The following is a 13,076-nucleotide window of genomic DNA, read 5'->3' on the forward strand; positions in this document are numbered from 1 at the left end:
TCGAAATCTTGGCGTTTCCCAGCTAATCCAACCAGCTGGAAAGGATTTCCCGTACTTGCTCCGATTCCAAAGTATCGTGAGCCAGCAGATTATCCGCAATGGCTGCTAACGCGGCCCAATGCAAGGTTTGATCAAGAAATCGATAAAGTTCGACCACAACTCCCTCCAAATGGGTTAGTCGTCGCTGTTCATCGCCCAAAATGGCCGCGGCAGCCTCCCAGGCGACTACCCAATCATTGGACCATTCCGGCACAAATCCCGGATGGAGGGGTTCACCACGATATAACATTTCAGCCACTGGACCGGCCAAGGCCACACGAATTGAATTTTGACGTATTTCGCTGGATGAAAAGCGATCGCGATGCCAACCAATCTGGGTATCACCGAATCGCTCAGGTCCATCATCCCAATCGGGGGCAATCGTCACGGAATGGACCTGCGCACCCACATAAGTAGCCAGAAAGGCGTGACCCGCTTCGTGGTAGGCAACAATTTCTGACATTTCGTCAATCAAGATGCCGGGTTTTGATTTTGGAAAAACTAACATCCAGCCGCAATTCGTTGCCGCAGCACGACTGCCTAACTGCCATCGCCAATCTCTAAAACAATCTTGCCGAATTGCCGGTTGTCTTTCATTCGATCAAGCGCCTCGTTGACGGCCATCAACGGAAACACTCCATCGACGATCGGTTTAATACTGTTTTCCGACGAAAACTCGAGCATGCGCCGAAAGTCATCTGGCGAACCCATTGAACTACCAATCAGATGGAGATGTTTCCAAAAGACTTTGAAAATATCCAATTTCTTCGGCGGTCCGGTCGTCGCACCATAATTGACAATTCGAGCACCGGGGGCCGCTAAATCCACCAACTGCTGATATCCGTCTCCCCCTGCGCTGTCAATGATTAAGTCCACCTCACCGATTTCAGCCCGAATCTGATCCGGCCAATCCGTAAGCCGGTAATCAACGCCCATTTTGGCACCGTAGCGAACGGCCCGTTCAATTTTTGCGACCGACGAGGAAGTCACGACCACTTCAGCGCCCGCAGCCACGGCATATTGCAGGGCAAAAGTTGCCACTCCACCCCCGATACCGGTGATCAGCACTCGATCACCCGAAGCAATCCTTCCCTGCGAAAAGAGCGCTCGATAAGCAGTGACACCCGCCAGCGGCAACGCCGCGGCCTCGTGCCAGTTCAAATAGTTCGGCTTCCGATGCAAGTAGCATGCGGGGACTACCACCTGGGTGGCAAACGTCCCATTTTCAGGCATCCCCAAGATATGAAACTTCTCGCTGTGGGCCTCCTGTTTTTCGCCCCACTCCCATCCGGGATTGATGATCACGGGCTGTCCCACTTCAAACTGACTACCCGCGTCTCCCAAACTGGCAACCACGCCCGCTCCGTCCGAACCCAACGTCACCGGAGTTCGAATTCCTGGATACATCCCCTGCGTGACCCAGTAGTCACGACGATTGAGTGCAGCGGCCTGCAATTCAACGACCACCTCACCGCTCTTTGGCTTTAAATCATCAAGTTGTTCAATCTGCAGCGGTTGTTTTAAATCGCTCAGGACGGCGGCTCTCATGTCAACACTCCAACTCAATGGGCTGAAACTTGCCATTCTCGGTAACTCTGTACACCGCAAATACAATGCGATCACTTCCGCCTGGATTCGCAGACTCATTGCCAGAAGATCCTAATGCATGGACTGCCAACCCGCCAATCCGTGCCGGAATGCTTCTCCTCACAGCCCGCCTACGGGCAGCCCTATCTTTGACCGAGATTTTGGACCGATACGGGTTTGATCGCTGCTTGCCTCTTGAGAATTCGCCCTTCCGTCGGTTTCTGCCCTTGCTGATCACGAGCGAGAACGGATTCGAGATAACAAAAGAAGCCCCAAAAATCGAGGCTCGGACCCAATGCCATTGAAAAAAACAGGGGCCCGCTTTCTCATCCGTTGGATCCTATCATTTTGCGTGATGTTTCCATCATTGGGCCGATCGATCACCCAGCTCCCATTGCTGCAGGAATTTGGTCGCTTCAAACATTCGCACCGAACTCATTTCAGCAGGAATCGGCAGTCCAACTACCATGGAAGCGAGTTGCCATCACAGCCCTCACATCAACCGACCTGCGGGGAACGACTTGAAACCAAGATCGGTCAAGGCTATGAAAGGATAGTTACCAGCGTCCCGATTGAGGATTCCACGTCCACGTGTCGAACCTATCGGTAACCGTTGAGAATCCGAGTGTTCTATTTGGGAGAGATGCCGATGTCTGTTGTCCACACAAGTCGGATGCAGCTTCAAAAACATGCGGGCCCTCACCGCACAGCCCATTTGAAGGGTTTTTCTGATCCGATTAACTTTGGCATCCACGGTGGGATCAAACAGTTTTATCAGGATAAATATGGTCGCGAGCTCACCGGCCCAGAATATCCTGCCACCTTAGATCACCTCATCGCCGCAGTCGCTGGCTGACTGCTCGGCACCCTCAGCGCCGCACTGGACGTGCGACAGATACCTTCGGAAGAAAATGCATCAGCGACCGTCGAAGGCGACATCAGCGAGATTGACGACGTGCTTCAAATTCGTGCAATTCGCATTGCATACCAGTTATCGATCCCTGCCGGAAAACGCGAGCAAACCGCACGAGCCATGGAGACACACGCAGACAAATGTCCTGCCTATCAGTCCGTCAAAAATTGCATCGATGTCTCCTGGACTGTCGTGATCACGGAGATCCCCTAATCGGCGGAGCTTGCTAACCGCATGTTATCTTTTATCGTTGGTGCCATCTCCATTGTCATTACTCTCGTGACGCTTAGCGTGGGTGTGTGCTTTATCGTCACGGTGCGCACACTTCCCAGGCTAGGAGTCGATGACAACCGCGCCGATTCACCCGAGCTAACCGTGATCGTTCCCGCTCGCAACGAAGAACAGGATCTCAAGGCTGCGGTCGAATCCATCCTGGCCCAGCAAGACATTCTTTTGAATGTCGTCATTGTGAATGATCACTCGGTAGATGCTACGGGCAAGATTGCTGACCAACTGGCACGTGGTGATTCGCGCGTGCGCGTGGTTCATAACCCCCCGCTCACCGATGGGTGGTTTGGAAAAACCAACGCAATGCAACAAGGGGTTCAAGGCAGCACAAGCCCCATTTTTGTCTTCTGCGATGCCGACGTAAAACACCATCCTCGCTGTTTTATCACTGCGTGGCATCACCTGCAGCAGAACCGTATCGATTTGCTGAGCCTTTGCCCACTTTGGGTTTTCCACTCTTTTTGGGAGAACAGCCTGCTTCCTCAATGCATGGTCGCGGGGACGGTACAGTTAATGCCGCCAAGCGTAAACGATCCCAAGTCGTCCCGCGCAGTCGCTGCCGGTGCATTCATCATGATTCGACGGGCTACCTTCGACGCGATTGGAGGGTTCGAATCTGTTCGAAATGAAATGCTAGATGACGTTGAATTTGCCCGCAGCACAAAACGATCGGGGCATGCCGTCCGATTCGCCCTCGCCCCAGCGTTACTTCAGGTTCGATTATTCAAAAGTAACCGTGGAGCATTTTGGGGACTCACGAAAAACGTTCTGGCCATTGTTAACCCAAAATGGTTAGCTTTGCCCACCATGTTTTTGCCAATCGTGTTCTATTCGATCCCCTTCGCATGTCTGTTCCTGGGAGTATGGAATCAAGAGCTGAAACTTGCTCTGTTAGGCATCGTCACTTACGCCACTCAACTCTGGATTACCTGGCTATCAACCACGGTCTGCCAAGTCCGATGGTCCAGGGCGATTTTCTTTCCCACTGCAGCCCTCCCCATTTTCTGTTGTTATACAGCAGCGCTCTACTACTGGTGGTTTGACGATGCGGTTGCTTGGCGGGGGCGTGTGTTGAAACGAAATGCTTCCGATACCCACTAGCACGCAGAGGCAGGTAGGGAGGCTGGCCGGTAATCGAGACCGAGTCGGTCGACAAGCTATATTCGAATCAGGAAACGGGGTTCGGCTGATACGGTTCCACCCGGAAACATTCGAACCCCCTCAAACGACCATTCCATTTTTTTCCTTCACGATTTGCGTTCGCCGTCCCTAAGAAATACGATGTCAACATCACGCCCGAAGCACGACCGCCGGACGATTTGCCAGTCCGACACCTGAATCCGACATCCGCCTGCCCAACCAAGGACCTGCCATGACACCCCGCCTGCAGTTGTTCGCTTCTGTTCTGCTGCTTTTAATTTCCCAACTGACATTTGCAGCCGACTGGCCCCAATGGCGAGGCCCGGATGGACAAGGGCATTCCCAGGCAACGAATCTCCCTCAGTCATGGAGCGAAACAGAACACATCACCTGGAAAACCGACATTCCTGGCAGGGGCTGGTCGTCGCCTGTGATCGGGAACGGTCAGATCTGGCTTACCACCGCGGAAATCGACGAGTCGAATCCTGAAGAACGAAAACTCCGTCTGAAGACGATTGCCAACTCGCAGCCTGTCACAATTGCTGACCATGTGGATCTCCGAGCCGTTTGTTTGGACCAGGAAACGGGTCGCATGTTGCACAACGTGATTTTGATCGGCGAGGACCAACCGGACGCGATCCACACGCAAAACAGTTACGCAACTCCAACCCCCTTGCTCCATGATGGGCGACTTTTTTGCCACTTCGGAACCCATGGGACTGCTTGCATCGATACGTCAACCGGGCACACCATCTGGACCAATCGCGAACTGCGTCTGAACCACGAGAATGGTCCCGGTAGCACTCCTGTTTTATTCGATGATCTCATCATGTTTCATTGTGACGGGAGCGATGTTCAATACATTGCTGCTTTACGTCAAAGCAACGGAGAGTTGGCCTGGAAAACGAAAAGATCAGGCGATCTCAACTCCAACCCACAACTCCAGAAATCCTATGCCACGCCGCTGGTGGTCAGCATCGACGAGCAACCGGTGCTGATTTCGCCAGCGGCAGATTGGGTTTACGGTTATGATCCAGCTACAGGCAGCGAGCTTTGGAAAGTAAAATACGGAGAATTAGGTTTTTCCAATTCAGCAAGACCTTTATTCCACGGTCAAAAATCTTACATTTGCACCGGCTTCATGAAATCCAAGTTACTGGCCATTGATCATTCAAACCCAATGTCTCCTCAAATTGCCTGGACCTTCAACAAACAGGTAAGCGAGGTTCCGTCACCTCTATTGATCGATGACTTGCTTTACTTCATCAGCGATGACGGTGGCATCGTAACCTGTGTTGACTCTGCCGATGGCAATCAAGTTTGGCAACACCGGATTGGTGGAAGCCATTGGGCTTCGCCGCTATACGCGGACGGGAAAATCTTTTTCTTTAGCAAGGAAGGTGAAACGGTGGTCATCCGTCCGGGAAGAACTTTTGAAGAGCTGGGCCGTGCCCAACTCGATGGCAGGATTATGGCGTCACCAGCAGCCGTAGACGAAGCTCTTTTTCTGCGGACGGACCGTTCTCTTTATCGAATCGAAAACCGTTGACCATCACCGATCCGATGGCTCTCGCAGCTGCTTTTATCAAAGGAGATAGACGATGACTCTGATCGACCCATTGAACCCAAACGGTATCTCCCGTCGACAAACGCTTCAAGGTCTGGCCGCCGCAGCCGCTGGGGTTTCTGCGGCCCTTGCGAGTCAACGGGAGGCCGCATCTCAAATCGACGGCAAGATAAATCGCGGCAGCGCACCAATACGCATTCGCAAAGTACGGGCCATCGCTACCGCTCCACAATCGATTCGATTGGTCGTGGTAAAGGTTGAAACCACCGAACCGGGCCTCTACGGCCTCGGATGCGCCACCTTCAACCAACGGCCGCTAGCCGTGGTTGAGGCCGTCAACAAATATCTCGATCCGTTCGCTAAAAACCGAGCGGTCGACAACATTGAGGATTTATGGCAAACCGCCTACACAAGCTCCTATTGGCGTAACGGCCCGGTCTTAAACAATGCCTTAAGCGGCCTGGACATGGCCCTGTGGGACATCAAGGGCAAACGCGCCGGAATGCCGATCTATCAATTACTCGGTGGCAAGTCGCGTTTCGCGGTTGACTGCTATGCTCACGCAAGCGGCGACAATGAGAAAGAACTTGAGGAAAGCGTACGGCGGTTGGCGGCGAAAGGTTTTCGGCACATTCGCATCCAACTCGGTGCTTACGGGTCTCCGCACTTATCCAAAAATCCTGACTTCCGTACGGCTGGATTCGGACAGCCGCAAGATACGCACATGGACTCCGCGGCCTACCTTCAGGCAATGCCTAAAATATTCGAACATATGCGAAAACAATTTGGAAACGAGATTGAATTGTTGCACGACGTGCATGAACGAATTCAGCCGATTGAAGCCATTGGCTTACTGAAACAGTTAGAGCCTTATAAACCGTTTTTCATCGAAGACCCATTGGCGCCAGAACAGAACGGATATTTCCCTCAACTACGGCAGCAAACCGCATGCCCGATCGCCATGGGTGAATTGTTCAACAATCCACACGAATGGGTTGGCTTGATTACAGATCGCCTGATCGATTTCATTCGCGTCCACATTTCTCAGATTGGCGGCCTCACACCCGCGCGTAAACTTGCAACACTTGCCGAGTGTTTTGGAGTGCGAACTGCCTGGCATGGCCCCGGTGATGTGTCACCGGTTGGGCACGCTTGCAACGGACACTTAGATTTGACGGTCCACAACTTCGGCATCCAAGAGGCTCCGAGCTTCACGGATGCCATGAAAGAAGTCTTCCCTGGCAGCCCGGAAGTAAAAAACGGTTACATGCATGTGAACGAAGCGCCTGGATTCGGCGTCGACATCAACGAAACATTGGCTGCGAAATATCCCCTGCCGCAAGACCCAGGTTATTGGGAACCAGTCCGTCGCCGAGATGGCACAGCGGTTCGCCCTTAATCGATCAAAGGATACAAACATGAAGCGTCGAACGTTTCTACAAACGACCGCGGCTTCTGCTGCCTTCGCACTGCAGTCGCTCCACGCCGAAACGACCACGAAACGCCGTATTAAGGTCGGGCAAATTGGCACCAAGCACGCTCACGCAAGTGGACAGATCGGAACCTGTCGCCAAATGCCTGATCGGTACGAAGTGGTCGGTGTGGTTGAATCGGATGAGAGCCGTCGCAAACAAGTTGAAAATCAAAATGCGTATCGCGGTGTACCCTGGCTATCAGAACAAGAACTATTGGACACGCCCGGATTACAGGTCGTCGCTGTCGAAACGGAAGTAAAAGATTTACTTCCGACCGCCCAACGTTGCCTCGACCACGGCAAGCACATTCATCTCGACAAACCAGCCGGAGAATCGTTTTCCGCCCTGCAACGACTCCACTCAACAGCAAAAGAAAAGTCATTAACCATTCAAATGGGTTACATGTATCGATACAACCCAGCTTTTCAATTTTTGTTTCAGGCGGTTCGCAACGGATGGCTAGGTGAGATCTTCGAGGTCGACGGCGTCATGAGTAAAACCGTCAACAACTCGACGCGCCGTGAATTAGCTGAGTATCCTGGCGGATCGATGTTTGAACTCGGCTGCCACCTGATCGATCCACTGATCCATCTCATGGGGCCACCCGACCGAGTAACTGCTTTCAATCGCGCCACACGAGACGACGGCTTACTCGACAACACACTGGCGGTGTTTGAATATCCCAAAGCCACCGCTACCATTCGAAGCGCTCTGATCGAGGTCGAGGGCAATCGTCGCCGACAATTCATTGTTTGTGGTGATCAGGGCACAATTGTCATTCGCCCCCTTGAAGCCCCACGTCTAGAACTGACTTTGGCGAAAGATCAAGGAAGCTTCAAAAAAGGCACTCAGCAAGTAAAACTGCCTTCGTCGCCAGGTCGCTACCACGGCTCCTGGAAGGAAATGGCCAATACAGTCTCCGGTGAAGCAAGATTTCCGTTCTCCCACGCGCACGATATCGCCGTCCAACGCGCGATTCTTGTCGCCAGCAGCTATCGCGACTGGGACGATTGACGAAGGAAAGAATCGACCCACCTGCCGCCAGACATTATTCTGCTCCGGCAGGCAAATGCTCAAGTAAATATCGGGTCATCAGCGTGCGCAGATGCTGGGTTGTATTCTCACCTTCGCGGATCGCGTGAGTTCGATTCGGATACGACATCATTGAGAACTGTTTTTCGTGCCGAATCAGCTCGTTCACCAACATTTCGAAGGTCTGATAGTGACAGTTGTCGTCCCCGGTGCCATGAATCACTAACAGGTTACCCTCCAATTGATGCGCAAAATTAATCGGTGATCCTTCACGAAAACCATCGACGTTATCCGCCGGTAACCCCATATAGCGTTCTTGGTAAATCGTGTCGTAATAGCGTTGATTAGGCACAGCGGCGATCGCAATCGCCGTTCGGTAAAGCTCTGGGTATTTAAAGATTGCGTTCAGACTCATTGAACCTCCTCCACTCCATCCCCAGACCCCAACACGTTGCGAATCCAGATAGGGGTGATCCCGGAATAATTGTTGAAGCGCAGTCGCCTGATCCTGAGGCGGCAGCACACCGACCCGCTTATAAATACTTTTTCGCCACGCTCGCCCTCGGGGCACTCGAGTTCCGCGGTTATCAATACTGACCACTACATAGCCGCGTTGTGCCAACATCAAATGCCATAAATAACTCTTTCCATTCCATCGGTCGACGACGGTTGTACCAGCCGGTTCCCCATAAACGTACAACAACAGGGGATACTTTTTTGCGGGGTCAAAGTCAGGCGGCTTAATGCACCAGGCATCAAACACCACGCCATCCCCCACATGCACTCGCAAAAATTCACCTGCCGTTCGACGCAACCGATTGACGGCTCCACTCAACTCTTTATTGTCTTCCAACACCCGCACCTTACGATGCTCGGGCAACGTCACCAAATGAGTCACTGGAGGTTTGTCAAAGGTCGACACCGTATGGAAGGCCCATTTGGAGTTGGGAGAGATACGATATTGATGATTGCCTCGTAGATTCTCAGGCGTAATACGTGTAATTTCGCTCCCGTCTAAACGTGCACTGTAAAGAAACCGCTGCGTGGCATCCTGAGGCGAGGCGATAAAATAGGCCAATTCATCTTCCTGATTGATGCCGACCATCTTGATCACGTCAAACTCTCCTGGCGTCACCAGGCGTGTTTCTCCAGTTTCTGTATGCAAATGCAATTGCCGCCAGCCGGTTCGCTCGCTTAACAGAGTAAATCGCCCGTCATCGAGCCATTCCAAATTATCATTGACCTCTACCCACGCTTCATCCTGGTCGACAGCGATCGTTCGCACGTCGCCGGTCAACGGATTGGCTCGCATCACTCGATTCGTATTTTGAAGTCGATTGAGTTGTTGCAAGACGAGCTGGCCATTCTGCCATTCCATCCAAGCGATATAGTGATTCCGCGGATCGCCGGGAACTGACATCCAAGTCGTTTCTGCATTGTCCAAAGTAACAACACCCACGCGCCCCGAGGAATTTCGTTGCCCCACTTTGGGATACGGTATCCAGTTAACCGTTGGATAGAGCGAATCGGTGTTATTGATCAGCGGAAGTAATTCAACTCCATCTGTATCGAGTTGCCAATAGGCAATGGATTTACTGTCCGGGCCCCATCGGTAACCATCACGCAACCCCAGCTCCTCTTCGTAAACCCAGTCCGAAGTCCCGTTAATGAGGGTACTTGAGATTGTCGGAGTCAAACAGACAATCGAATGATCGCGGACGTCCTCAACAAAGATCTTCTTATTGCGCACAAAGGCGACTTTCGTTCCGTCCGGCGATAACTTCGCAAACATCATCGACGCCGCTGGACCGCCTCCTCCTAAGGGCCACAATTGCCGCGCACTCCGATCCAGTAGCCAATAATCTCCCCGCGTATTTTGTCGCCAGACACGTTGCGAATTGGTGTAGATCAACAGCAGTGATCGATCTTTTGAAAACGCGTAGTCCTCGACCACAAGTGCGGACGCCCCACCCGGTGGGACCAGTTGTTCCGCGCCCACGAGAACTGTACGTTCACCGGACTCTGCGTCGTACAAGGCGATCTCCTGCCCTTTTTCCGTATCCTCGATCGCCGTGTAACTCGCCTCATCAAGCCAACGCACGGACACGTTCTGAGCGGAAAATTCATCGCCCCCGTAGATACGATCCAACGTCAGCAGGCCCGGATCTTCCTCAGCAAATACAGGAATCGAAAAGAAAACAATTAACAACAGAAAATGGGGTCGTATTTTCATAAGGCTCAAGCTTGCACTCATCTCGGTTTCGTTCACGGGAAATCACATGCACACCCAGAGCTATGGTACACAGCACTTCCCGGCAAACCAAATACGAAAGACGGTTCCCGCTACCTGATTGCTTTCCCCCGTCAGACAGTGACCGTCAAATCGCAGCGAAAACGGGCCACTAGAGCGCAACCACCTTGTGGTTGCTCGGATCGCCTCTCTGTTCGCCAAGAACAGACAGTTTTTCGAAACAGCACCCCTTCCGATGCTTGAGCTGACTTTCACGCCTCGCTACCCCATAGCGGGGCATCATAGCGGGGCATCATAGCGGATATCCATCAACAGATCACACCGTTTTAATTAAGCGGCATCACCTGCGACAACAATAGCGTGACCATCATGCTGACGACCCCCAACACAACGAGCATGGGTGTCCAGGTCTTCAGACCTTCGGCTTCGGTCAGACCACCCATCTTGGTGAAGATCCAAAAACCACTATCGTTCATCCAGGAACCGACCAAGGAACCCGCACCAATTGCGGTCGCCAAATAGACGGTGGCAAAGGGCAGCTCAACCTCGGTAACGATCTCCGCCAGCATCGCAGAGGTAATAATCATTGCCGCGGTGCTTGAACCTTGAGCAAATTTCAGCACACTCGCAATGCCAAATCCAACAAACAGTATCAGAACACCGGACATGCTCTCCCCCCCAAACATATTCGTGGCGATATCACTGATAGCCGTACCGACATTTGCCGTTTTGAGCATAGCACCGAATGCTGACCCACCGGCTGTGATGAGGATGATCACGCCACCACTCATCAAGGACACTTCAACCAATCGGGCAAGCGTTTCTTTCGTCGGACGCCGTTGTTGCACGTAGACCCAGATCACGATTGCGGTCGACACCAAGAGTGCAAAGTTCGGATTTCCAAAGACCGCGGTGTAATGATTCAGTGACTTTGCAGTGGGTGCCAGCGTCGCCAGGACGCCGGTCTCGAGATTCGATATCGAACTCGTCGCAGTGTGGCAGGCGATCATGAACACAGGCAAGACGACCGGCAACAGAGACATAAAGAGACCGGGCAATTCATCATCACTAAGCGGCTCCGGTTCCTCGTGTCCCGGAATGTCTCGCATCGGAATATTATACATGCGATCCATGACACCAGCCGTCACAATCCCGGCGATAGCTGCGGGCAACGCGACGATGGCCCCAACCAAGATCATTTGGCCGAGGTCGATATTGAGAGTCGCCGCCATCGTCAAGGGGCCCGGCGTCGGAGGAACAAGCGTGTGTGTAATCGCACCACCGGCGGTAATTGCTAGAATACATTTCAAATAATTATTTCCCGTGCGCCGATAGAATGATCGCGCGAGCGGCACCAGCAGGTAGAACACCGTGTCGAAAAAGACCGGAACCGCCAGTACGTAACCGCTGCCCATGAGCGCCCACGGCGCGCGTTTTTCACCCAACAAACGCATGAAGGCCCGTACCACTCGATCTGCCGCACCGCTGTCCATCATCAGGGTACCGATCACAGCTGCCAGCGCGATCACGATCCCAATGCTACCGCAGGCATCTCCAAAGGCAGTAGCCACTCGTGAGATTGAATCCGCGGCAACTCGAAAACCGGACGGCTCCGGCAACTCTTCCGCTGAAATCTTCGCAATTTGTTCGTCCGTCATCCCTTCGTAGACCGGCTCAAACGCCAGTAGGCTAACCACCATGGCGGCTGTGATCAGAGCTATGAATGCGTGAACTCGCAGCCACATGATCATGCCAATTACCAACGCGATACCAATCGCCATTACAAGCAGTGGATGCATTTCGACTCCTTACGGACGCATAATCATGGACCTGTATTTGTCTCTCACGAGAGGCTCACGATTTTACCGACAGGTTGATTGCAAAGAAAGCGTAGCAGCATGCAGATCGGGCCCTATTTTTGCGAAGGCGGAGTAGCCAGGAAAGCCACGTCGAGCCAGTTTGCCGGTGATCGCCTTAATCACGCGACAACACGCAGCGTAATCCCACCGCATCGTCACGAAGATTGGCCGCTGCCGGTTTTCGATAACTGCTGGTGAGTTGCCCGGCAGCGTCCTTCCAGCTGCCACTCCTGAGGATTTTTCCCGGAGTTGCCTGGTCTGCCTGCCAAGCTGTTCCATCCACGGGTGCCCCCTCATAGGAATCGTGTGCCCCATCAGCAGTCCACTCCCAGAGGTAACCGTGCATGTCGTACAAACCCCATGCATTGGGAGCCTTGGCTCCCACGGGCGGATCATTCCCGGCTGCGTTACCGGTAAACCACCCGTACGCCCCCAGTTTGGATTGATCGTCTCCGAAGGAGTAGACGGATTTAGTCCCCGCCCTGGCGGCATATTCCCACTCCGATTCACTGGGTAATCGAATCTGCTGCCCTGGCTCGATCAGCTTCGCCGCTCGCATGAGTTGGGTCGCCTTTTCACAAAATGATTTCGCTTCGTTCCAGGAAATCATTTCGACCGAGTTTCGCGGCCCTTTCCAACGACTCGGATTATTCCCCATCACGGCTTCCCAAAGATTTTGGGGCACCTCATATTTCGCCATCAAAAAAGGCTTCGCAAAGGTCACGATGCGAGTAGGTCGTTCGTTGTCGCCGCCTCCCGTTTCTCTGCCTTGTTGAAACGAAAGAGGAAAGTCGCCCATTCCTGGCGTGATCAAGACGAACTCATCACGAAAGGTTTTCAGAATCTGTGTTTGTGAATTATCGTTCCACGTCACGGTTAGCGCTGCTGTGAGCAGGATTGGAGTCAACATCTTGAGCTTTTTTCC

At 52.8% G+C, this 13,076-nt stretch carries 11 protein-coding genes; 6 read left to right on the plus strand and 5 right to left on the minus strand.

Annotated elements, in window-relative coordinates; translation table 11 throughout:
- Positions 1 to 22 precede the first annotated feature (22 nt).
- The gene (locus P8N76_15825) at positions 23 to 547 is read right to left on the minus strand and encodes a hypothetical protein (protein ID MDG2383137.1); all 525 of its coding nucleotides are present in this window, start codon (positions 545 to 547) and stop codon (positions 23 to 25) included.
- A gap of 32 nt (positions 548 to 579) precedes the next feature.
- On the minus strand, positions 580 to 1,686 hold the full coding sequence (locus P8N76_15830) for a zinc-binding dehydrogenase (protein ID MDG2383138.1): 1,107 nt from the start codon (positions 1,684 to 1,686) through the stop codon (positions 580 to 582).
- Between the two features lie 589 nt (positions 1,687 to 2,275).
- Between P8N76_15830 and P8N76_15835 the strand changes: the two genes are divergently transcribed.
- The 6 genes from P8N76_15835 (at position 2,276) to P8N76_15860 (ending at position 8,023) form a co-directional block, all read left to right on the plus strand.
- The gene (locus P8N76_15835) at positions 2,276 to 2,482 is read left to right on the plus strand and encodes a hypothetical protein (GenBank protein MDG2383139.1); all 207 of its coding nucleotides are present in this window, start codon (positions 2,276 to 2,278) and stop codon (positions 2,480 to 2,482) included.
- Entirely contained in the window at positions 2,483 to 2,752 is a 270-nt protein-coding gene (locus tag P8N76_15840) for an OsmC family protein (protein ID MDG2383140.1), read from the plus strand.
- Positions 2,753 to 2,773: 21 nt separating this feature from the next.
- Complete coding sequence (locus P8N76_15845) at positions 2,774 to 3,928, plus strand: glycosyltransferase family 2 protein (GenBank protein ID MDG2383141.1); 1,155 nt, start codon at positions 2,774 to 2,776, stop codon at positions 3,926 to 3,928.
- Between the two features lie 271 nt (positions 3,929 to 4,199).
- Positions 4,200 to 5,516 carry a PQQ-binding-like beta-propeller repeat protein gene (locus P8N76_15850; GenBank protein MDG2383142.1) on the plus strand — a complete coding sequence of 439 codons (1,317 nt, stop codon included), beginning with the start codon at positions 4,200 to 4,202 and terminating at the stop codon, positions 5,514 to 5,516.
- A gap of 52 nt (positions 5,517 to 5,568) precedes the next feature.
- Positions 5,569 to 6,933 (plus strand): enolase C-terminal domain-like protein, encoded by a 1,365-nt coding sequence (locus tag P8N76_15855; protein MDG2383143.1) that lies wholly within the window; start codon positions 5,569 to 5,571, stop codon positions 6,931 to 6,933.
- 19 nt (positions 6,934 to 6,952) lie between these two features.
- Positions 6,953 to 8,023, plus strand: coding sequence for a Gfo/Idh/MocA family oxidoreductase (locus tag P8N76_15860; GenBank protein MDG2383144.1), 1,071 nt, complete (start codon positions 6,953 to 6,955; stop codon positions 8,021 to 8,023).
- 34 nt (positions 8,024 to 8,057) lie between these two features.
- On the opposite strand, the gene P8N76_15865 is transcribed toward P8N76_15860, so the two are convergent.
- The 3 genes from P8N76_15865 to P8N76_15875 form a co-directional block, all read right to left on the minus strand.
- A complete protein-coding gene (locus P8N76_15865) occupies positions 8,058 to 10,295 on the minus strand; it encodes a DPP IV N-terminal domain-containing protein (protein ID MDG2383145.1) in 2,238 nt (745 codons plus the stop codon).
- Between the two features lie 323 nt (positions 10,296 to 10,618).
- Positions 10,619 to 12,091 carry an SLC13 family permease gene (locus tag P8N76_15870; GenBank protein ID MDG2383146.1) on the minus strand — a complete coding sequence of 491 codons (1,473 nt, stop codon included), beginning with the start codon at positions 12,089 to 12,091 and terminating at the stop codon, positions 10,619 to 10,621.
- A gap of 175 nt (positions 12,092 to 12,266) precedes the next feature.
- Positions 12,267 to 13,061 carry a formylglycine-generating enzyme family protein gene (locus tag P8N76_15875; GenBank protein ID MDG2383147.1) on the minus strand — a complete coding sequence of 265 codons (795 nt, stop codon included), beginning with the start codon at positions 13,059 to 13,061 and terminating at the stop codon, positions 12,267 to 12,269.
- Between the last annotated feature and the right edge of the window lie 15 nt (positions 13,062 to 13,076).

The organism is Pirellulaceae bacterium (assembly GCA_029243025.1).
GTDB lineage: Bacteria > Planctomycetota > Planctomycetia > Pirellulales > Pirellulaceae.